Here is a 21,723-nt window from a genome sequence, read left to right on the forward strand (position 1 = left end):
GATGAGTCTTACTTGATGAGGTGCCGGTAGGGAGTGTAGTCGATGCCGTTCTTCTCAAGAAAGGTAACGAGAAACCGGTTGTCCCTTCGCGGAGTGGCAACGATATATCCCTTGATGCAGTGCTCACGGGTCACGGCCGGCGCGTTGCTCTCCACGGCGATCTTACCGATCTCAGCAGCGATCGAATGTTTGGCGATATCGCGGAAGGGTCCTGGCACAGGCTGCACCAGCTGATCCAGAAACGCCTTCATTTCGTCGCTCCACAGCGGACGGCTGCGTTCGACCCAATAGTTCTGCCAGTCCAGCTTGGATTTGCCGTCAGCTTTGGGCAGCACCTTGAGGAATTTACGGAACATAAAGAAGCCGCCGATGCACATGCAGCCCAGCAGTAGAAAGGTCCAAAATGCGATGGAGTTCATAAACCAATTGCTTGGAGTCGACGATAATAAACTGAAATCAGACATGTATACACCGCCTTTGACAATGATGATTGTCACAAACCTTCATCTTACCTAAAGTATAGCGTATTTCCAAAGTTTTGCGAAGCGAAAGCACTCCGCCGGGGCTTGCCTAGATTTATTTTCCCGATCACGGTAGAATAAGGGTTAATTCGTGAAGGAAAGAGGGAAAAAAGGCATGCTGAAAATAGGTTCACATGTGTCCTGCGCGGACAAGGGGCTCTTAAGCGCGGCTAATGAAGCAAATGAGTATGGTTCCAGCTCGTTCATGATATATACGGGAGCGCCGCAAAATACACGCCGTAAGCCGATTGAAGCGATGTATCCTGCCGAAGGGAAACTGGCAATGAAGGCTAACGGCGTTGAAGAGATCGTCGTGCACGCTCCATATATTATTAATCTGGGCTCCTATAAGGACAACACATATCAGCTTGCTGTTGATTTCCTGCAGCAGGAGATCCGCCGTACGCATGAGCTTGAGGTCAAGCATATTGTACTTCATCCGGGAGCTTACACAGACAAGGACGCGGAATACGGCATCCAGCGGATTGCTGACGGTCTAAACGAGGTGCTTGGCGGTACGAACGAGACGGAAGTGCATGTTGCCCTGGAGACGATGGCGGGTAAAGGGACAGAAATCGGCCGCAGCTTCGAGGAGATTGCCTCTATTATTGACAAGGTCGTACATAATGAGCGGCTGTCCATCTGTCTGGATACCTGTCACATCCATGATGCGGGTTATGATATTGTGGGTGATCTGGACGGCGTCCTGCGTCAGTTTGACGAGATTATCGGTCTCAAGCGGCTGGGCGTGGTCCACATCAATGACAGCAAAAATCCGCGCGGAGCAGGCAAGGACCGCCATACTCCTATTGGTTCAGGCTGGATAGGCTTCGAGACGATCAACAAGGTTGTCCACCACGAAGCACTCTCAGATCTGCCGTTTATTCTGGAGACTCCATGGATCGGGAAGGATGCCAAAAAGCTGCGCCCGATGTACGAGATTGAAATCGCCCTGCTGCGTGGTAATGTGGCTGAACGGTTCGGTGCGGAATTCCTGCAGGAAGTGGAAGAGCTGCATTCTTTCTTTGCCAAACAGGAGATGGATTCCCGTAAGTATGTGCTTGATGTATGGGATCTGCTCAAGAATGATGCCAAGGCCAAAAAGGCTGATCCGCGTGAGCCGCTGGAACGTCTTTACGATAATGTAGCCGCAGCCGGACTCTTCCCGCTGCTTAGCGAGGAAGCTGTCAATCAGCGCTTAATCGCCTGGCTGGCAGGTAAACAGTTGCTCGTGAACGCTTAAACTAGATATACGTTAGATTGCGCAAGTAGATGAGAGGATGGACAGCGGACTATGGAATTACATGTGAAAAGAGATCATTTTACAGGCGGACAATATCCGAACCGGGCACGCATGCTCATTTCTTGTCCGGACGGGCCGGGAATCGTAGCGGCTGTGTCGCATTTTTTATACCAGCAAGGTGCCAATATCGTGCAGTCAGACCAATATACGATGGACCCGGATGGCGGCATGTTTTTCATGAGAGTGGAGTTTGACCTGCCCAAGCTTGATGAGCGGCTGGATGAGGTGCGCTCGATCTTCGGCGGTGTCGCCGAGCGTTTTAAGATGGACTGGCAGATTTTCAATGTGAGCCATAAGAAGAAGCTTGCGATCTTTGTATCCAAAGAGGATCACTGTCTGGTCGAACTGCTCTGGCAATGGCAGGCCGGTGATCTGGATGCGGATATTGCTCTTGTAGTTAGCAATCACACAGATATGCAGGCCTATGTTGAATCCTTTGGTATTCCGTTCCACCATATTCCGGTTACAGCGGATACGAAGGCGGAAGCGGAGCAGCGCCAGCTGGAGGTCATTGGAGATGATATTGATGTCATCATTCTGGCCCGCTACATGCAGATTATCTCACCTTCGTTCATCGAGCATTACCGGCACCGGATTATCAATATCCACCACTCGTTCCTGCCGGCATTCGTTGGCGGTAAACCTTATGCCCAGGCGTATCAGCGCGGGGTGAAGATTATCGGTGCAACTGCCCACTATGTCACTGAAGAGCTGGACGGCGGTCCAATCATTGAGCAGGACGTGCAGCGGGTCAGCCACAGCGACGATGTGAGCGAGCTGAAACGAATCGGACGTACCATCGAGCGGGTAGTATTGGCCCGAGCTGTGAAATGGCATATCGAGGACAGAATTTTGGTACATCACAATAAGACTGTAGTATTTAATTAATTGCAATTCCCAAACATTACAACCGAATAAATTATAAAAGGTGAAAAAGCATTTTACCGGCATTTTGGCTACTTCTGCCAAAGTGCCTTTTTTCGTGGGCAAAAATCGGTTTTCAAAGGAGGTAAGGGACTTGGCTTCACAGCGTGGAACTCTGTTAAAACGTAATTATTTCTTTGCCTTTTTGATCCTGCTTGCCGGTTTCGGCGGGCTGCTCGGCTATGACCTGTATTTCAAGCCTTATGTGTTGTCTCAGAGTGTAGTCAAGATTAAAGTGGCTGACGGCGGCTTTTTACCCAAAAACTATGAACTGAAGCAAAGTGATCTCTACCTGGATTCTGTTCAGACGAAAGATGTCCCATCAGGCGTAATTACGGAAATTACCCAGGTGGAGCACAAGATTACCAATGTGAATCTGATGGACGGCAGCATTCTGACGGCATCTCTGGTAGATGTCAGTGATTTGGAGCCGCAGCAGGACGAGGGGATATTTCCGATCCCCAAGGAAGCCATTTACGCTATCAACGGTTCGCTGCGCAGCAGGGATAAGGTGGACATTTACCTGGTTGAGGGCGATTCGCCGAATAAGGAGCGGAGTGGCGGCACAACAGCTGAGACAGGCGCTCCGGGAGCGGTAACAGGGGGAACTGAACCGATAAGGCCTTCCCGAAAGGTGTTCCTGAGCGGTGTCACCGTAAACTATGTTCGTTCAGAGGATAACAATGATGTGCTGGACTCGGAGAACGGCAACACCAATAACCGCGTAACTTCAACAGGCAAGGTTGCGGCACCGGAGTTGAAGCTGAAGAAAAGCGATGGTGAGCTGCTCGGGCAATATTTGGAGCAGGGCAAGAAGCTGTGGATTGTACGCGTTGAATAGAAAGGAGGAAGCGGCCTTGAAAATATTCAGTCTGGGCATGGATCAACTGACGAATAATGAGATGAAGCTGGCCGGATTTACAGTTATAACGCAAAATGTACTGCCTGAACCCGCTCATGCCGAAGGGCACATGCTGATGATTACGAGCGAACAGGTATCTGTTTCGGCCTTAAGTGAGCTGAGCCGGAAGTTTCCGCGCTCTACGATCCTGTATGTATATCTGCAAAAAGGTGTACGCGGCTACCAGGCCATTCATATGCTGTGCGAAAGCCTGGGGATCTGCTTTATTCCGCCGCGCTCCACATCCTCGGCAATAATTGAAAAGCTGCGGTACATCATAGAGGAGGAGCAGGAGGAACGCGGAAATCTGGTCGGTTTTTTCGGCTCGGGTCCAGGGATCGGCTGCACCAGTGTAGCTAAGCTGTTCGCCAGACGGATTGCTGCGGCAGGGCTGCGGGTGATTTTGCTGGGAATGGATCTGTATGATCCCGGTTATGACCGTAAACCAGCTATAAGTCTGGACAGACTACGCCCCCGGATCACAGGGAAGATGCTCCACGGCGAGGATTTTGAAGGGCTGATCAAGCAGGACGGATATTCCTATTTACCGGGCAATTTCGATTTTCTAAGTGTCCACGATTATCAGGAGGAGGAAATCGAATATCTGCTGGCGGAAGCAGGTGCAAACGCAGATGTGGTTGTTGCTGACTTTGGCTCCATTCCTGAGAGTGCCGCATGGTACGTGGGCATGCAGAAATCAGCACTGCGTATGATGGTTACGCACCCACGGCATGAATACCGGCTTCAAGCTCTACTCGAGCTGACCGGGCACATGGATCTGCATCCGCAGGATTTCCAGTGGATCATTAACCGCAGCAATGTGGAAGAAATAACTTCACCCAAAAGTCTGGCGCTGCGCTTCGGCAGTGAGATTCTGCTTGAGTTGCCCTTCTATCAGCCGCTTCTGGACAGTCTGCCCCTGGACAAAAAAGAACTCCAGCATGTCGATGACAAGGTTCACGCTCTGTTAGTGTCCCTGGGCCTCGCGCCGGAAGTACGTAAAAAGGGGATTTTCCAATGATCGAATACCGCGAAGAGATTTGGCAGGAACAGCGGCGGGATGAGGGGGAGTATTCTAAGCGGAAAACGCTTTGGCAACCCGATGAGTTCATGGATAATCCGCTTCCTATACCGGCAACCCGCCTTCCGTTCTCCCTGAAACAGAGTGTTTTGCGCACCAGCAAGCCTGGCAAAGAAGACTTTTACACCTTCCTGCACAAGATGAAAAGCGACATGAACGCCGGTTTGGAGCGGGAAGATGACGGTTATTTTGAACTGAATGCCAAGGCGCTGATTGGCGATCCGCAAGCGGTCAGCTTTTTTATGAATGAAATTGAAAAGTATTTACGCAAAACACCATTTACCGGCCGCGTGCCTGAGGCATACCGGACTGCAGCTGAAGCGCTTTTTCATGAATGGAAGGGCTTTGGTCCTGCCTACCGCTGGTTCACAGACCGTGCATACAGCGAATCAACCGGACTACAGATGATCGGACGGCAAATCTTTTACAACCATCGCGGCAGGTTTGTCGCCTATCCCTATGACATGCCCTCGCTGGACCGGGTGGAGCAGTTGAAACGTTCCCTCCTCAAAAGCGACCCTAACAAAAAGCTGAACAAGGACAACCCTTCGGTAGAGTTCAAAATGGATGATCCGCTATGGCCTGGAAGGTTCATCCGGCTTGCCATCTGGGTATCGCCCAGGGTGTGGGAAGGATTTACAACGATTTCGATGCGGCGCCAGGTGGTAGAGTTTCTTGATCTGGAGGATCAGGCGGGTACGGAGTGTATTCCTGCGGAGGCTATAGAGCTAATCCGTGCACTCTCCGGAACGTTCCGCAATACGGTCATTGCAGGCGCTGTCGGTTCAGGCAAAACCACCTTCGCCAATACGATTGTCGGTGAGCAGCTTCTGGGTTCTGCCTCCTGCATGGGAGTGGTGATGATAGAAAAGCATCCGGAGTCGATTCTGCCGTACCAGATCAAGGGACACCGGATTATTCCGATACAGGCGGCCAATGAGGAGCTGATGGAGGTAGGGGGGGAGTCGCTGCGCCACGATCCGAACATCCTTTATATGACTGAAATGCGCTACAACGAGTGGGAGTTCTATCTGTGGAGCGGTGAGAAAGGCTACGACGGGATTACCGGAACTTTTCATACGGTTGACTCGGAGGATATTCCGTATCAGGGGGCTTTTGCAGTGTCCACGAGGATCGGCGGCAGCCTGAAGGGTCATCTGATCTCAGCACTGAAGTCCTGCGAGCTGGTCTTTATTCTGGAAAGCGTACCGGACGGGAAAAAGCGGCTGGCGCGGATTTCCGAGGTGTTCTATGACGAAGAGCGCAACTCGGTGTTCGCGAATGATCTGATGCGCTGGGAGGAGGAGCAGTCGGCCTGGAGCTATAATGACAAGCTGACGGAGAAGCTGATGACGAAGATGCGTAAGAAAAATGCGCGTGCCATGCGCGTGCTGATGCAGGAATTGGGGCACCTGGCTGCGATGAAGCCTATGGAGAATCCGCTGAAGGAGAGCCTTAAATCCAGGATTGTACTGAACGAATGAGGGGGCGTGAAGTGTGGACTTCATCTTTTATTTAATCCGCTTTGCTCTTCATTTGCTGGTTGCCTGGGGGCTCTGGCAGATGGTAAAGCCGCTGGTTGAACGTCATTTGAGGCAGCTTGGGCAGAGTATAGATCAGCATATGAAGCTTAGAAGGAGTCTTTTCCGCAAAAAAATCAGCAAGGTTAAGAAAAGGATGTGGCTGTACCGGCATTTAGATGACATGCTCTATTTTGCCCACCGGAGGTATGAGCCTGTGATCAGTGTTACGCGTTTTGTCATGCGTTCGGGTTTTCTGTTTATAGCGGTGTTATTGTCCACCTTACTGACTTTGCGTGAGCTGCCGGGACATATGAGCTTTAACAATCCATTTCTGGAGGGGATCAGCTTCGGGGAACGTCTGCCGGTTCACGAGATTTGGCGGCTTCCGCTGTTTGTGGCAATTATTGCGGGGAGCATTCCTTATTTACGGATGCGATACAGATATGCACAGAGAAAAGTACGCGGCAGCTACGATCTGCTTGACGTGATCAAGATTGCGACCAAATTTACGCATTTATCGGCGGATTCTATTTTGGCCAGAACGGCAGATTTATTGACCGAGGAAAATGTTCTGAAGACGCCCGTGAGGCTGCTGAGTGCGGCATTTGCCAATTACAGCAATGAATATGAGCTTAATGAGCAGGCCGCGAGATTCTCGGATGCGATAGGCACGACCTTTGCTGTTGAGTTTGTGTCTGATCTGCTGTACTGCGAGAAGGAGGGGACACGTTATCTAAAAAGCTCGCTCATGATGCTTAACCGTTCCATGGAACAGCAGCGCGACACCATTATGACGGTAAAAGCAGGCAGCAGGGATGCGATCAGTCTGGGGCTGTATGGGAACTTGGTCGTACTGGTTTCTTCAGTCGGGACGTTTATGTATATGCTGAAGCCGGATGTCTACTTTAAGCTGCAGTTTCAGACTACCGTAGGTCTTACCTTTCTGATGGTTATCATCTCCGGGCTGTTTATTTCCTTCATGATCAGTACGATACTCGCCAGACCCAAACTGGACTACCACTAGAGGGGATGAAAGATGGAACGGTTATTGCTTTTGATTGCGGTGTGCGGAGTGGTCTATCTCGCATTGCTGGTTTTTGTGAGCAGCAGCACTAAGCAGGAGCGTTATGCCCTTAGGCTTGGAGTAAAGTGGAAAGCGCTTGGAGAAAAAGTACAGAACGAACGGCTGCAGCAGCTCCTGCAATCCGCTGGCCTTTCCATATCTGCAGGTAAAATCACACTTTTCCGCTATTCAGCAGCTTTAATTTACGTAGCAGTTCAGGCGGCGGGCGGTTTCATCCGTGGAGTGCCTTTTTCAATGATGGATCTGCTGATCGCTATGCTTATTCTAATGATTAGCAGTCCTAAACGGTATTTACCGTTTGGCTGGCTACTGTCCTGGCTGCATCAGAAGACACTTATTCAAAAAGACGGCGAGCTCATTTCCTTCATCCGGCTATATGAAAACAACCGGCTGCGTAAGCGCGGGTATGTACAGTTTGGCTCTTTTTGTGCAGGGACAGCCAGCCATTTTCATTATATCCGGCAGGATTTGTATGAGCTCTCCGAGCGGGCGGTGGATGAAGGCACGGAGCGGGCAATCGAATGGTTTTGCGGGAATTTTCCGTCGGGTCATGTCTTTATTAACGATATCCGTTCGATTCTGCTGGCAACCGAAGGGATGGATGACGACACCGAAGCGGCCAAATATTTGCGGGAGCAGGGCAAGATTATCACCAAAATCTCCAGTGACCAATATCTGAAAAAGTGGTCCTTCATCGGCGACGTCTCGACGATCATTAACGTAATTCCGTCCATCGCCACCTTTCTGATGATCGTATCGCTGGCCATGCAGTACATCATGCTGATTAAAGGGAACTTTAATGGAGTTGGGATGTTTCATTGAATTACAGCAGTAAGGATTTTGTTAACGCTGCAAAAAAATGAAGTGTTAAGATTTTTGTTATATTCAAGCATCGACTAAAACTATAAAATTAAAAGGGAGATATTAACAATGAAAAAAGACGCTATTTCTACGGGTTTGTTTATCGCTATCGGATTCCTCTGTGTTGCTATTGTCATCGCCATTCTGATTCCTGTGGTACGTGATGTAATCAACGATGCGGATGACAACAGACCGGATATTCCAGGTGTGAGTGTAACTATGATCCAGCCCACAGAGTCCGGTCAGACTCCAGCAGTACATGCTTCCTCCAGTCCTGCGGTCTAAACGGTATGAAAAAAGACTCGATCTCTATCGCTATGTTTTTGGCCATCGGGTTTGTGATTGCCGGGATTTTTATCGGGGCGGCCACAAATATAATAGGCGGAAGTCAGGATGATATTATCGCACATACCAAGCAAGTTGAGCAGTACTAAGGGGGACTTGGGGTGAAGGAAACCGTCCTCCGGGCATTATTTATGTGGCTTGTTTTGTTCATCATTCTGCAGCCTATCTTTACCTATATCGATTATTTACTTGATTTGCAGGTCAAAGCCAACACATCCTATATTACGCAAAAAGCGGCTACAGAAGGGATTGTAACAGCATCGATGAAAAGTGAGGTGATTGCTAACCTGAAGGCAGTGGGTTTTCCCGAAGCTTCAATTGCAATCTCAAGCAGTACGGAAACCGTGCAGGAGCGCAAGCAGCGGATTGATGTATATATCACCGCGCCCCGCTTAAATCTGTTTCCCTATAATTTCTCCGGCATGTCTCAACCGACTAGTTATTACGGACACGGTTCGATAATGAGCGAGTATCTCGATTAATTGAGGAATGATCTAAACTATGGATTATGTTATCAAATTAGCTTTTGTGCTCTTGATCTTTGTCTACTCCTGGTTTTTTCAAATTCAAAATCAGGAGTGGGACATGCTGCGCAGCATGTTAAAGGATGCCAATAACGTTGCTGTCCATGATGCATCACAGGAACTTAACGAAAGCGCAAGAGCGCAAGGCAGTCTTATCATCGATCCCGCTGAAGCCTACGCCACCTTCCTGGAGTCACTTCAGCGTAATCTGGGACTTGACGACGGCTTGTCGCCAATGGCTGGGAGTAGGCTGCAAACCCGTGTGAAGATTGTGAAATTCGATATCGTGGATGATTCCACCGGAGTAACTTTTCCGCTCCTCTATGAGGATAGTACTTACGGCATCACCAAATACATACAAGGTCCATCCGTCATTGCCGTGATTGAGACGAAGCATCCCGTCCTGATCTCGCGTGCAAAGGTCCAGGAAGCCATAATCGTACCGGCAGTACAGGAGTATAAGGTGAATGATTAAGTTGCTCATTCTTCAATAAAAGTCGGTGGGTCGGACTCATACGATCGCGACTGTTGGGGATTAAGTTACTATTTTGGAGTGGTAGGTACGAGTTTTATGTGCCATAGGGATACTGACAGATAGGTTTCCATCTGGTAGCCGAACATTCTTTATAAGTAAGGATTTATCTGTAAAATCAAAAAAGTGCTAACTCTTTGCAAGCTAACTGTTACCGGCTTGAACCTCAATAAAGGTCCGGTAAATCATCACTCTTATTGCCCTTAAATTCAGCGGCCAATCCTCAAGTTTCAATCGGGCGGGGCCCCTACCGCTGAATTACCAGGTGACCTGTATTCGGCTGAAGCGTATTCGAAATGGTAATCCTGCCCCGAGACGAGCCTTAGCAGGACGCATCTAAAATAATCCAAAAACAAAAGGAGAATGAAAAATGAAGAGATTAATTCTTAAAGTAACTGCAGTAGCACTGTTAATCAGCCAGCTTCTCACAATTGGAGGGGGAATTCAGGATAAAACTGTCTCAGCCGCGGCTGGCAGTACAATTCAATCTGTTCCTGTTATGACAGACAATTTGTTGAAATATGGGCTTGAAAAAGATATTCAGCTGCCAGCTACAGTAACCGCTAACGGCTTCAGCTACACGCTGGAGAAAATTATGATCTACGAAACCAAGTCGGCTACAGCACAGTCTTTAATTAAGTTGTATGACTATTTGGGAACCGAAAAATCGAAGTATTTCATTTGGACAAAAATTACAATAAAAAACGAGAGCGGAAACATTGTTCAGCAAAATGTAAAAGATCTTAGCGATAAGTGGAGATTCGACTTCGGTGAAGATGCGTGGAGTGCTATGCCGGATAAAATGGTTAAAGAAAAAAATTCAACTAAAGCTTTATGGGATTGGGTCCTTTTACCAGGTAAGCAGCTGACGACGTACCAAGCCTTTACTTATAATGGTGATTTTGATTTTTTTTCGATTCGATTGATCATAAAAAATGCATCCAACAAATTGTACATCGTAAAGAAATAGGTGATGTCTAGTGAATAAAAAAAATATTGTTCATGGATTGATTATGTCCTTTATATTGGTTGCTCCGTCGTTTTTGCCTACATTAGCTTATTCGGCACAAGACCCAACTGTAAAATCCACTTCAGTCTCCGTTCCTGTCAGCAAAGGATTATTAGGTGTGGATAATGCGGCAAAAAGTTATCTCCTTGATTTACCCAGTGGGGTTTCTGCTTCATCGATAAAAGTAAGTACACTGAAATATGTCGGAAATAACACCCTTATTGATGGTATATCGATTGAAAGCGGAAAAATAAAACTTAAGCTAAAAGGAAATGAAAAAGTAGAAACTTTCAATGTAAAAGGAACAGATGGAGACATCGAAGACAACTTTTACAGTAACCCAGGAAACTCGATTTGGTTGTATTCCGATGGTAGACGATGGCAAATTAACGAGTACGATAAAAACAAAGACACCAATACCTATTATATTAAGAATGCTGATGATTCAACTACTCCATCAAAGAAACCCCCTACAGTTACTGTGCTTACCAGGTCGCTTCCCCAAGACCCAAGTACAGCAAAGTGGTATAGAGATGATGGTAATGGGAACGACAGAGTGAATTACAGTGACATTATACAGTCCAACATATTAGCTATTCCGGGGAAATTACAAAACGGCGATGTTGGTGAAGCGAAGTATAATAACGGAAGGTTTCTTGTCACATACGTTGTTCCTTCTAGCCAAAGACGGCCAGAAGATTTACCTGATTTTATGAAGGGGGGCTGGGCTACAGGTTGGCTTTATTACACCGTGTTCCCCTATTACTTTACCTCTAAAGCTAAGGTTACTTCCTACAGCTATGCCGGATCTGTTACCTTTGACTATACTTTACCAACGGAACCAACTTTAACCGGTGAAGTGCAACTACTTAAGCCAAATCCAAATCCTGCTCAGGCGACCGGCAGTGATATTCCGGTCACTCTTTCCTTGAAGGGGCTCCTAAACGCCTACACGGATACCTCAAACATCCAGGAGTGGGTATTCTACGTTAAGGAAACTGGGAATGATAGCAGCCTGTTGACGAAGAAGGATTATAGCAAGGTTTTAACCAGTACACAGACCTTTGATTTCAAGATTCCAAAGGCAAAGACAGCGGCCAGTAGCTTTAAACAGGATTACACATTGTCAGTTGTCGTTCGCTTCACCAAGCCAATTGTGACAGCAGATGGGACAATAAGTAGCTTAACGCAGTCTTTCACATCCAGTGCTGGTACATATAATGGTAGTTCAACACCGCCTCCAACGACTACACCTACTCCAACGCCTTCAACTGCTAAACCACCTGAAGCTAGAATATCGATGCCGGACCAGGTTGTAGCCGGTGAGAAGTTTATCGTATCTGGAGCAGATTCCTTTGATCCGGATGGAACGATTGTGAAATATACCTGGCAGCATCCTAATGTAGAAGATGCTTTATACGGCAAATCAAGTGATACCCGTTACGACCTGGATTCCATTGATACGACTCAGACTATTACACTCACTGTGGTTGATAACTCTGGACTCACAGCAACGACATCCCGCGATATTAAGGTTGTAGCCCCAGCGCCGGCTGCCAAGTTACAAATCCGTGGGACGTTAAAGGAAAATCGTAAACTAACGCTGCACAATGCCAGCAAAAATACTGCAGACGATTTTCCAATGATACCAAGCAAAACAAAGTTTACCGTCTCTGCAGTTTCCGGAGGGACAAATGCAGATATTAAGTACAGTGGAAGCTTGTCTGGGACGGACAATGCAGACATTTTGATTAAAGTGGCAGGACAATATAAAGCCACCTTGTATGTAGAAAATACTGCGGGCTATTCGGCAACGAAATCGATCACCTTTACCGTCCAGCCGGACCAAGCACCTGTACCCTATATCTCCATGCCGAATACTGTGTACCGGGATCCATCCAATGGGAACAAGGCAAGTGTAACCCTAGATGACCTCTCCATTTCTCCGGACTATGATTATTTAGCAAATCGAGTGTGGGAGTATAGATATGATTCAGACAACGATGGAAACTATGCTGAAGAAGCATGGGTGCTCATGAATAACGGTAATCTGGATCGAATTAATTTCTATCCAACTGAAGTGGGGCGTTACGAAATTCGTATAACAACGAAAGAAGAATTTGGTCAACCGACAATAGATGAGTTTGTCACCGTAAATGATCGTAAATCTGCGGATACAGCGACCCAGAATGTGACTGAACGAATCGTCACCGTTCTGAATCGTCCTCCATTATCGGATTGGTCATGGTAAAAGAGGGAGGATCACATGAAATTTAGCCGTTTCGTTTCCAAGGCTTCAAAAAAGATCCTGATTATTAAGCACACTAAAATTGCCTTATGCTCTGTGTTATTATTCAGCCTTATGCCTGTTTTAGAGCAAGATGAAGCTTCTGCATTAGATACAACCTATGTAAATTACATGGATGTGGAAATTCCTGCTTTCAGTGGAACTATCACAATGCCGGATGATTGGACAACTGTTTTTAATACATGGACACACCGGACTGATGATCCATATTGGGGTTACTATATAAAATCAACAGTAACAGGTTATAGAAGCAGTTTTAAAGTTACCAACATAAAATGGAACCGTGTGACAAGAGTATTAACCTATGACTTGTCAGACATTAACTATGGGATGACCATTGACAGAGGGCCAGGAAAGGACCCCTTTTATTGGGATCGGAGGGGTCTTACTGCTATACCATACGTGGATGTTCAAGGATATGTTCAGGGTGATTTTGAAGAGTCGAGAGCGAATGGCGGGAATGGTGATGTTGTCTTTACTGATTACTTTTCGCCTTATTACTATACAAAGGAGGTTACCGGATCAGCGCCAACACTTATTTATAAGACCAGTTTTGTTGCTGGTAATACTTATGATCGGCCTGTTACAGATCAAGATCATATAGATCTTTCCATACCAGCGGCTAGTTATAGTCTTGATTATTCCCAACCCGCAATTGCGGGATGGGGACGGTTATTGGTCAGTGATCCAAAAATGATACGCCATGTCTTTAATTTTACTGACTTTTTGTGGAATGGAAGGTATAGTGAATGGCCATTGCTTGACTTTGCAGATGCAAAGCTAGAAGTGAACTCCCCTCCAACCTTAAATCTGACGACACAAAACGGAGCTACTATTCTTAACGAAAGCGGGCAAAACATATTTAATGTTACGGGCTACGCACAAGATCCGGATAACGAGGCATTAGATGTAATCGTTGAAATCCCTAATGTATATTACCGGAAAATAAAAGTATATAACTCCTATACTTCGCAGCAATTTACCATTCCCATAGATGCTATCAACGACTCCTTACAGCCTGGGAGTTATACGGGCACCGTTACGGTTGTAGATAGGCATAACTATAAAGCGAGCGGTCAGTTTAACTTCAACGTTAAAAACAAGCTGAAGAACAAAAACTATTATTTAATCAATTCACCATTTGAAATAGGTAGCACTTATTCAGACTATGAATCCGATCCGCAGTATAGTGTACGATTCCGATACGATCAAGATTTTAGCTTTTTTGATAATCCGATGGGTACAATTTATGACTCCGGACTATGGAGAGGAACGATGTATACCTCATTTCCGTACTCCGGATTATATAATGCAATTGTCCAAGTTCGGGATAATCCGAAAAATGACCGTTTCGATGAATTCCGGCTGTGGAGCGGAGACAATCAATCTAGCCTTATCTTTTTGATTCACCGGAAGCCCACCGCTCTTTTCTCAGCCAGGTTGATTGGGAATACTATTCAAGTAACGGACAACTCGTTTGACATTGACCATACTACTGCCTCCAATAAGGGGTTAATCGAACATCAGTGGCAATGGCGAAAAGTAGGGGATGAGGTCTGGACCGATGGGCAGCTGGGTTCCCGGCCGACAAATGACGCATACGAATTACGTTTGCGGGTAAGAGACATGGACGGAGCGCAAGGGATAGGCGTTTATAGCGACTGGGCTTCTCAAGTAGTGGGTACAGGCTCAAATTTGCCTCCGGTTGCCAACTTTATAATTAACCCTATTAATGTCAGTTATCGTAAAAGCACAACAATAACAGATAAATCGTATGATCCGGATAACGATTACCTGGATACCTATGAGTGGGTCATCCGCAGAAATGGAGGGCAGGTTTATTATAATAACGGATCCTATGTTACCCCTCCAAGCTTAACAAATTACGGCGTCGGCAGTTACGAGGTGATTTTGCGGGTTAGAGATAACCGTGGAGCCTGGTCCAATTACTATTCTCAGTGGGCTACGGTCATCAATAACAAGCCAATTGCACAATTTACAATGCCAGCTCAAGTATATCGTGATGATGTGGTCACGATGGAAAATTCAACACCAGATCCGGATGCGGACGGTGATGCACTTTCCTACACATGGTATGGTCGTAAAGGCAATAGCAGCTATATTTATAGCGGCAGCAACCGTAACCAAAATGTAGCCATCCGGAATTTGATTAGTGGGCTCGGAATCACGGACAAAGCAGCGATCTCAACGGACTGGGAAATGCGCTTGAATGTATCGGACGGGAACCAAGAAGCCTATGCAACGCGAGTGTTTGAAATTATGAATCACGTTCCTACAACTGATATTTCGGGTCCGGCCGCAGCTACTCAGTACACCACCCAGACTTACACATCTGGAGCAACGGATCTGGATAGTGCGGATATCAGCAGTTTGCAGTATTACTGGCGCGTGATCGACAGTGAGGGACACGCTACCATATTGCACAATAATAAATTCGTCAACGTTACCTTCTACAATACGGGTGTTTATACCATTGAGCACTGGGCGGTAGATCAGATAGGAGCAAAATCGAATATTGCCAGTCTGAATGTGACGGTAAACGAGAACTTAGCGCCGGCAATGACCTTGACAGCACCAGCCGGTACGGTGGCAAGTCCGACAATCATTGATGCAAGCTTAACTGGTGATCCACTTATCAAGTGGACATATGTAGATCCGGAGAATGATCCTCAAGAGCAGTACAGGCTCGAATTTTATACTAAAGAAAGCATTCTTGCTAAAACGATTGAAAATTCAGATAGTACCGGATCGGTACGGCAGTATCAAATACCCAACGGTACATTTGAAAGATTTAAATTATTTACAATCTTGGGTCGGGCATATTCTATGAACTCCTGGTCCGAAGTCTCCAACGAGAAAACCTTCATCATCGATAACCCGCCACAACCGGGTTTCACGACCCTGACCGATACTGGCCGCAACGCCGCTCAGGTGCCTATATACCGTACCGATACGCTGACAGTATCAGGGACCGCTACGGATGCAGACACAGCTAAAGGCGACAGTATCAGCTATAAATATTACTTGAAGCCTTCCGGCGGAACAGAAGAGCTGGCCAGCTCGCAGAGTGCTTTTACTAAGCAATTCAGCACAAATGGTAGCTTCACTTTGCGGCAGATTGTGACGGACTCGCTGGGATTATCAAGAGAGCTGGTACAGAATATCACCGTTGCAAACCGCATCCCAACTGCAAGCATTACTTATCCGTCCAGCACCAGCCAGAGCGCTCCTACAGTGGTCAGCACATTGACTCCCGTAATCAAATGGGATTATCGGGATGATGACGGAGATACACAGCAGCGGTATAAAGTGAGGATTATTAATTTAACTACAGGGGCTGTTACTGTTCAGTCAGGGGAGCAGACTTCAAGTGTGCAGCAGTGGCAGATTCCAGCGGGTGCATTAGTGGAGAACCAGAAATATGCAGTTGAAGCTGAGGTTTATGACGGTTTTAACTGGAGCAGTGTATCGGCGAGGAAATATTTTATGGTCAATTTACTCTCGGTACAGGGCCTAGTGCGGCATACGGCGGAATGGAACATAAACCGTCAGGCTTACAATATGAACAAGAGCGGGACGGCGGAGAATCCGCGGGGTTATCATGTCTTTTGGGCGGGGGAGCGTTTTGAGCTCCAGGCGAACACAACAGGGCTTCCAGATTCGGTTGAAGTGACCATGACCGGAGGTTATAGAGCCGTGCTGCATCCAACGGACGCCAACAAAACACGATGGACTGGTGAGCTGTATGATCCCGGTTTTGAGAAGCTGCCGGATGGGCCGGTTACATTTACTTTTACGGCAAAGAATGAATGGAATACCAAGACGGATACTGTGACGGTATCGATCCTGGGAGATTGGAGTGAATACTTTCAAAGTCACCGGATAAAATAATCACTTCCGAGCCAGTATAGCCGGTTTGCAACGGACGGAGGGCTGATCGCTAGACGATCCCCTCGGTCCGTTCTTCGCTTACCCGGAGCATCCGTGCCCCGAGGGCGGAGGTTGAAAAAGCGGGTGTTTTGCTAGAGGGTATGTAGGAGCTGCCTTGTGTGAGATGCATGTAGTAGGATAACTTGCCGCTGAAAATTTTATGAGCGCATAGTGATTCTGCGAAGTCTTCCGGTGTCACGAAACAGGAGGGCTTGGCCACCGGCTTGAATGCCGCTTCTTCAAATACTGAGGCGACAAAATGGGAGCAGAAATAAGCATCCTCCCGGTCAAATTTGACGTTCAGCAGCACTCCGATCAGACCCAGCAGATGATATTTATAGCGTTCCTGATTCTCCATCATTCCTTGCACATGGTTGTACATGGCTTCGTATTCTTCTTCACTGACGTTCAACTGGTAGATTGCGCAATCTGCTGTGCTGTAGAAGGGGTGAATGAAGTTTTCGCGGATAAGGCCGGCAACGAACGGATTATGCACTTTTTTGCGTCCAAAGCTGTATACTTCGTCCAGTCGGCTGTCAAAGGCGATCGAAGCATGATTCAGCTCAGCTTTTGTGAACCACTTAATAATTCCGCTAAAGGCGGTCCCCGTTCCGGTTAGTACAATATAGATATTTTTGCTCGTACCCATACTATAAAATCCTTTCTGCTGGAAGTATTGGATAATCCGGTAAATTTCTAAATGAAGTACCTCCATCTTACTGTATAATCCTGCTTTGGAAAACAAACTTTAGTCTTAACCTGAAACTAGACTTAAGGCTAAGTAATGGCTTCTAAATAAGTCACTCTTGACTCCGGCCAGTGCATAGATTGGATTCAAGCGGCAAAATATAAGCTGTTCCAACATCAACTTTACAAAAACAATTGGAAATGCTTCCACATTAGTGATACAATAATAGTCAAAATGACATTCTTGATTCCAAGGAGGATTATCTTAATGACTGAACAGGCAAAAGAACAAGCGATCCATAAGGAAGAAAATTCGACGGTGGATAACCTGGCGATCACAACCATCCGTACTTTGGCTATCGATGCAATTGAAAAAGCCAATTCCGGACACCCGGGTATGCCGATGGGCTCCGCACCAATGGGTTACCAGCTATTTGCCAAAACAATGAATCACAACCCGGATCATCCGACTTGGGTTAACCGTGACCGTTTTGTATTGTCCGCCGGACATGGCTCCATGCTGCTGTACAGCTTGCTGCACCTGAGCGGCTACGATCTGCCGATGGAAGAATTGAAGCAATTCCGCCAATGGGGCAGCTTGACTCCAGGCCATCCTGAATTTGGTCACACCGCAGGTGTTGATGCTACTACTGGTCCGCTTGGACAAGGTATTGGTATGGCTGTAGGTATGGCAATGGCTGAAGCTCAGCTGGGCGCTACTTATAATAAAGAAGACTACAATGTAATTGACCACTATACGTACGCAATCTGCGGCGACGGCGACTTGATGGAAGGGATCTCCTCCGAGTCTGCTTCCCTGGCAGGTCACCTCAAGCTGGGCAAACTGATTGTAATGTACGATTCAAATGATATCTCGCTCGATGGCAAGCTGAACCTGGCGTTCTCCGAGAATGTTGCTAAGCGTTTTGAAGCTTATGGCTGGCAGGTTCTGCGCGTAGAAGACGGCAACGATCTTCCGGCACTTGCCCAAGCTATTGCTGAAGCACAAGCAGATAGCAGCAAACCAACCCTGATTGAAGTGAAGACGGTTATCGGTTACGGCAGCCCTAACAAGCAAGGTAAAGGCGGCCACGGCGGTACTCACGGCTCCCCGCTGGGTGCTGACGAAGCGAAGCAGACTAAAGACTTCTACAAATGGGTATACGAAGAAGATTTCTATGTACCTGATGAAGTCCGCGCGCGTTTTGCTGAAGTGAAGGATAAAGGCATCGCCGCCAACAAGGCATGGGATGAGAAATTTGCAGCTTACAAACAAGCCTATCCAGAGCTGGCTGCACAGCTCGAAACAGCAATCAGCGGTGAGCTTCCAGCCGGCTGGGATGCTAATCTTCCATTCTACAAAGCAGAAGATAAAGCAGTATCCACACGTGTGGCTTCCGGTAGTGCACTAAACGGCCTGACTGCCGGCGTTCCTCAGCTGGTGGGCGGTTCCGCTGACCTTGAAAGCTCTACAATGACTCACTTGAATGGTCTGACCCAATTTACACCTGATTCCTACGACGGCCGCAACATCTACTTCGGCGTACGCGAATTCGGTATGGCAGCGGCAATGAACGGGATTGCCCTGCACAGCGGTCTCAAAGTATTCGGCGGTACCTTCTTCGTATTCACCGATTACCTGCGTCCGGCTGTCCGTCTGGCTTCGATCATGAAGCTGCCGGTAACCTACGTTCTTACTCATGACAGTATCGCTGTCGGCGAAGACGGTCCTACGCATGAGCCGATTGAACAGCTGGCATCCCTGCGCATTATCCCGGGTCTGACTGTCATTCGTCCGGCTGATGCCAACGAAACTTCGGCAGCTTGGGCATATGCAGTAGAGAACACTGCCAACCCTGTGGCCCTGGTGCTTACCCGCCAGAACCTGCCGATCCTGCCAGGAACCGTTGAAGGTGTGCGCGATAACATCAAACGCGGCGGATATGTTGTCTCCGATTCCAAGAACGGTACTCCGCAGGCACAGATCATTGCTACCGGTTCCGAAGTGCAGCTGGCTGTAAAAGCCCAGGCAGCGCTGGCTGAAGAAGGTATTGATGTACGTGTTATTAGCTTGCCAAGCTGGGATCTGTTCGAAAAACAGGACAAAGCTTACCGCGATTCCGTTATCCTGCCTGAAGTTAAAGCCCGTCTGGCAGTTGAAATGGCACAGACCTTCGGCTGGGAGCGTTACACAGGCGATCAAGGGGACATTCTCGGTATCACTACATTCGGTGCTTCCGCGCCTGGCGATATCGTAATGAAAGAATACGGCTTTACAGTAGAAAATGTAGTCAGCCGCGTAAAAGCACTGCTATAATAGACGGAATAAGGACAAGGGGGAGAATAAGCACATGAGTCAGTTTACCAACGCGACAATTCAAAAAGCAGCTAATGTTTATTACGATGGAAAAGTTACCAGCCGTACAGTTATTTTGGAGGATGGTACGAAGGTGACGCTTGGCATTATGCTGCCTGGTGTGTACGAATTCGGCACGGACGGCCCGGAGACAATGGAGATCTTATCCGGCGATCTGAAAGTGCTGCTTCCCGGCACAGATGTGTGGAAGGAAATTAAGGGAGCGGAAACGTTCCACGTTCCCGGTAACTCCAAATTTGCGCTGGAAGTATTCGCCTTAACTGATTATTGCTGTTCTTACCCGATTCTGTAATTTAGGTAGTTTGTTTATGGAAGCTCCGCATATCTGGGGGCTTCCTTTTTTGTATTTGCAGCGGCTAAAGCTTGCCTGATAGAGGGAAATTTGTTATCCTATATAGGAACTAATGTTCTTATACATGCATGGGTTTTACAGAGATAGAGAGTGCTGAATAATAGCAAAATAATACTGTGTTAGGAGGCTGATCCTTTGCTCTATTCGGATAACAACATAACTTTTAACTATGAAGAGGCAGGTACAGGCCGACCCATACTGATCCTGCATGGCAATGGTCCAGACCACACAATGATGATGGGCTGTATGGAGCCGATCATATCCCGCGTAGAAGGATACAGACGGATTTATGTCGATCTGCCCGGAATGGGCAAGACGCCTTCAGCAGATTGGATTATATCATCGGATGATATGCTGCGGGCGGTGGAGATGATGATTGAAACGCTAATACCGGGTGAACGGTTTCTGCTGGTAGGCCAGTCTTATGGCGGCTATCTGGCAAGGGGCCTGCTTAGAAACTACGCTGATTTGATCGAAGGAGTCTTTCTGTTGTGTCCTTGCGTGATTGCGGAAATGGCGGATAGAGAATTACCATCACACCAGGTTATGTTTCGTGATAATCAATTGCTTGATGAATTGACAGAGGCAGATCGGGAAGAGTTCACTTCGATTACAGTTGTTCAGAGCCGTCAGGTCTGGGAACGGTATAACACCGAGATTATCAGCGCACTGCAGCTTGCGGATGTTCATTTTATGCAGCGGATAAAAGAGAGCGGAGGGTATCCTTTCAGCTTCGATCTGGAGACCCTTGCCCCCTTCACTAAGCCATCCCTAATTCTGACCGGCAGACAGGATTCGATGACAGGTTTCAAAGATGCGTGGAATCTGCTGGATGCATATCCTCATGCTGCTTTTTCAGTGCTGGACCGTGCAGGACATAATCTTCATCTGGAACAGGAAGAACTGCTTGGAGCGATGGTGATAGAGTGGCTAAACCGGGTGAAGGCTGGAATAATCGATAATTAATCGTTAAATTATCGATCGGCCGCTTTAAATCTGATATTAACCCCCTATGCTGATTCGTTCATACTCAATGATCATTTCACCGCTGTTCGTATCCTTGATTTCTCCCGTCTGGATAAATCCGTGCTTCTTATAGAAGTAATGGTTCCTGACGGCCCACGAGGGAGTGTCCAGCGTCCATTTCTGAGCGGAGGGATAGGTCTGGAACAGGAAACGGAAAGCCTCATGTCCATAGCCATGATTCTGATGCAGCGGATCAATAAAAATCCGGCCGAGATGGCATTCATCACCGCCTGAAGAAGGGAAGACAATCATTCCTCCGATGATCCCGCCAGCTGCAAGCAGCTTGTAGTAATGGCCATGGTTCATTTGTTCAACCTGCCAATTGGCGGAATCATAACCGGGAGGGCCATCTTCCTCTTTGTTCTGATACTGCTGTGCATCACTGTCGAAAGTTTTTTTCTGTACCCCGGCCAG

At 47.4% G+C, this 21,723-nt stretch carries 20 protein-coding genes; 17 read left to right on the forward strand and 3 right to left on the reverse strand.

Translation table 11 applies throughout. The annotated features are described in order from the left end of the window. Positions 1–8: 8 nt before the first annotated feature. The gene (locus AQR02_RS02585) at positions 9–464 is read right to left on the reverse strand and encodes a DUF2621 domain-containing protein (protein WP_054941961.1); all 456 of its coding nucleotides are present in this window, start codon (positions 462–464) and stop codon (positions 9–11) included. A gap of 172 nt (positions 465–636) precedes the next feature. Here AQR02_RS02585 and AQR02_RS02590 point away from each other — a divergent pair, with 172 nt between their 5' ends. The 14 genes from AQR02_RS02590 to AQR02_RS02650 all read left to right on the forward strand — a co-directional run bounded on the left by AQR02_RS02590 (position 637) and on the right by AQR02_RS02650 (position 16,828). Then, positions 637–1,764, forward strand: a complete 1,128-nt coding sequence (locus AQR02_RS02590; protein ID WP_054939262.1) for a deoxyribonuclease IV — start codon at positions 637–639, stop codon at positions 1,762–1,764. Between the two features lie 51 nt (positions 1,765–1,815). Continuing rightward, the gene (purU, locus tag AQR02_RS02595; protein WP_054939263.1) at positions 1,816–2,712 is read left to right on the forward strand and encodes a formyltetrahydrofolate deformylase; all 897 of its coding nucleotides are present in this window, start codon (positions 1,816–1,818) and stop codon (positions 2,710–2,712) included. 130 nt (positions 2,713–2,842) lie between these two features. Next, positions 2,843–3,589: a CpaB family protein gene (locus tag AQR02_RS02600; protein WP_054939264.1), complete on the forward strand. Its 747-nt coding sequence runs from the start codon at positions 2,843–2,845 to the stop codon at positions 3,587–3,589. Between the two features lie 16 nt (positions 3,590–3,605). Next, positions 3,606–4,670 (forward strand): P-loop NTPase family protein, encoded by a 1,065-nt coding sequence (locus AQR02_RS02605; protein ID WP_054939265.1) that lies wholly within the window; start codon positions 3,606–3,608, stop codon positions 4,668–4,670. Beyond that, positions 4,667–6,214 carry an ATPase, T2SS/T4P/T4SS family gene (locus AQR02_RS02610; protein ID WP_054939266.1) on the forward strand — a complete coding sequence of 516 codons (1,548 nt, stop codon included), beginning with the start codon at positions 4,667–4,669 and terminating at the stop codon, positions 6,212–6,214. Before AQR02_RS02605 ends, AQR02_RS02610 begins: the two co-directional genes overlap by 4 nt. A 13-nt stretch (positions 6,215–6,227) precedes the next feature. Continuing rightward, entirely contained in the window at positions 6,228–7,277 is a 1,050-nt protein-coding gene (locus AQR02_RS02615) for a hypothetical protein (protein ID WP_054939267.1), read from the forward strand. A gap of 12 nt (positions 7,278–7,289) precedes the next feature. Next, positions 7,290–8,159: a hypothetical protein gene (locus AQR02_RS02620; RefSeq protein WP_054939268.1), complete on the forward strand. Its 870-nt coding sequence runs from the start codon at positions 7,290–7,292 to the stop codon at positions 8,157–8,159. Positions 8,160–8,267: 108 nt separating this feature from the next. Further along, complete coding sequence (locus tag AQR02_RS02625; RefSeq protein WP_054939269.1) at positions 8,268–8,483, forward strand: hypothetical protein; 216 nt, start codon at positions 8,268–8,270, stop codon at positions 8,481–8,483. A 5-nt stretch (positions 8,484–8,488) separates the two neighbouring features. Then, positions 8,489–8,632 carry a hypothetical protein gene (locus AQR02_RS32225; RefSeq protein WP_159067672.1) on the forward strand — a complete coding sequence of 48 codons (144 nt, stop codon included), beginning with the start codon at positions 8,489–8,491 and terminating at the stop codon, positions 8,630–8,632. Between the two features lie 12 nt (positions 8,633–8,644). After that, on the forward strand, positions 8,645–9,025 hold the full coding sequence (locus AQR02_RS02630) for a hypothetical protein (RefSeq protein WP_054939270.1): 381 nt from the start codon (positions 8,645–8,647) through the stop codon (positions 9,023–9,025). Positions 9,026–9,044: 19 nt separating this feature from the next. Further along, positions 9,045–9,542: a hypothetical protein gene (locus AQR02_RS02635; RefSeq protein ID WP_054939271.1), complete on the forward strand. Its 498-nt coding sequence runs from the start codon at positions 9,045–9,047 to the stop codon at positions 9,540–9,542. A 427-nt stretch (positions 9,543–9,969) separates the two neighbouring features. Then, positions 9,970–10,569, forward strand: a complete 600-nt coding sequence (locus AQR02_RS02640; protein ID WP_054939272.1) for a hypothetical protein — start codon at positions 9,970–9,972, stop codon at positions 10,567–10,569. Positions 10,570–10,579: 10 nt separating this feature from the next. Further along, positions 10,580–12,859, forward strand: a complete 2,280-nt coding sequence (locus tag AQR02_RS02645) for a hypothetical protein (RefSeq protein WP_054939273.1) — start codon at positions 10,580–10,582, stop codon at positions 12,857–12,859. Between the two features lie 15 nt (positions 12,860–12,874). Then, a complete protein-coding gene (locus AQR02_RS02650; protein ID WP_054939274.1) occupies positions 12,875–16,828 on the forward strand; it encodes a hypothetical protein in 3,954 nt (1,317 codons plus the stop codon). Positions 16,829–16,877: 49 nt separating this feature from the next. Here the strand turns inward: AQR02_RS02650 and AQR02_RS02655 are convergent, their stop codons facing one another. Beyond that, on the reverse strand, positions 16,878–17,516 hold the full coding sequence (locus tag AQR02_RS02655; protein WP_054941962.1) for a hypothetical protein: 639 nt from the start codon (positions 17,514–17,516) through the stop codon (positions 16,878–16,880). A 306-nt stretch (positions 17,517–17,822) separates the two neighbouring features. On the opposite strand from AQR02_RS02655, the gene tkt reads away from it, so the two are divergent. The 3 genes from tkt to AQR02_RS02670 all read left to right on the forward strand — a co-directional run bounded on the left by tkt (position 17,823) and on the right by AQR02_RS02670 (position 21,249). Next, positions 17,823–19,871 carry a transketolase gene (gene tkt, locus AQR02_RS02660; RefSeq protein ID WP_054939275.1) on the forward strand — a complete coding sequence of 683 codons (2,049 nt, stop codon included), beginning with the start codon at positions 17,823–17,825 and terminating at the stop codon, positions 19,869–19,871. A gap of 34 nt (positions 19,872–19,905) precedes the next feature. After that, on the forward strand, positions 19,906–20,223 hold the full coding sequence (gene ppnP / locus AQR02_RS02665; protein WP_054939276.1) for a pyrimidine/purine nucleoside phosphorylase: 318 nt from the start codon (positions 19,906–19,908) through the stop codon (positions 20,221–20,223). Positions 20,224–20,418: 195 nt separating this feature from the next. Then, positions 20,419–21,249 (forward strand): alpha/beta fold hydrolase, encoded by an 831-nt coding sequence (locus tag AQR02_RS02670; RefSeq protein ID WP_054939277.1) that lies wholly within the window; start codon positions 20,419–20,421, stop codon positions 21,247–21,249. A gap of 36 nt (positions 21,250–21,285) precedes the next feature. Here AQR02_RS02670 and AQR02_RS02675 read toward each other — a convergent pair. After that, positions 21,286–21,723, reverse strand: a 438-nt coding sequence (locus tag AQR02_RS02675) for a GNAT family N-acetyltransferase (RefSeq protein ID WP_082451929.1), incomplete at its 5' end; no start/stop codon positions are given.

Source organism: Paenibacillus ihuae, from assembly GCF_001368795.1.
GTDB lineage: Bacteria > Bacillota > Bacilli > Paenibacillales > Paenibacillaceae > Paenibacillus_AQ > Paenibacillus_AQ ihuae.

Bases quoted from the DNA above. Each gene is read 5' to 3' on its own strand.
- AQR02_RS02585 (WP_054941961.1), bottom strand. From the start codon at position 464: ATGTCTGATTTCAGTTTATTATCGTCGACTCCAAGCAATTGGTTTATG.
- AQR02_RS02590 (WP_054939262.1), top strand. From the start codon at position 637: ATGCTGAAAATAGGTTCACATGTGTCCTGCGCGGACAAGGGGCTCTTA.
- purU (WP_054939263.1), top strand. From the start codon at position 1,816: ATGGAATTACATGTGAAAAGAGATCATTTTACAGGCGGACAATATCCG.
- AQR02_RS02610 (WP_054939266.1), top strand. From the start codon at position 4,667: ATGATCGAATACCGCGAAGAGATTTGGCAGGAACAGCGGCGGGATGAG.
- AQR02_RS02620 (WP_054939268.1), top strand. From the start codon at position 7,290: ATGGAACGGTTATTGCTTTTGATTGCGGTGTGCGGAGTGGTCTATCTC.
- AQR02_RS02625 (WP_054939269.1), top strand. From the start codon at position 8,268: ATGAAAAAAGACGCTATTTCTACGGGTTTGTTTATCGCTATCGGATTC.
- AQR02_RS32225 (WP_159067672.1), top strand. From the start codon at position 8,489: ATGAAAAAAGACTCGATCTCTATCGCTATGTTTTTGGCCATCGGGTTT.
- AQR02_RS02635 (WP_054939271.1), top strand. From the start codon at position 9,045: ATGGATTATGTTATCAAATTAGCTTTTGTGCTCTTGATCTTTGTCTAC.
- AQR02_RS02640 (WP_054939272.1), top strand. From the start codon at position 9,970: ATGAAGAGATTAATTCTTAAAGTAACTGCAGTAGCACTGTTAATCAGC.
- AQR02_RS02650 (WP_054939274.1), top strand. From the start codon at position 12,875: ATGAAATTTAGCCGTTTCGTTTCCAAGGCTTCAAAAAAGATCCTGATT.
- AQR02_RS02655 (WP_054941962.1), bottom strand. From the start codon at position 17,516: ATGGGTACGAGCAAAAATATCTATATTGTACTAACCGGAACGGGGACC.
- tkt (WP_054939275.1), top strand. From the start codon at position 17,823: ATGACTGAACAGGCAAAAGAACAAGCGATCCATAAGGAAGAAAATTCG.
- ppnP (WP_054939276.1), top strand. From the start codon at position 19,906: ATGAGTCAGTTTACCAACGCGACAATTCAAAAAGCAGCTAATGTTTAT.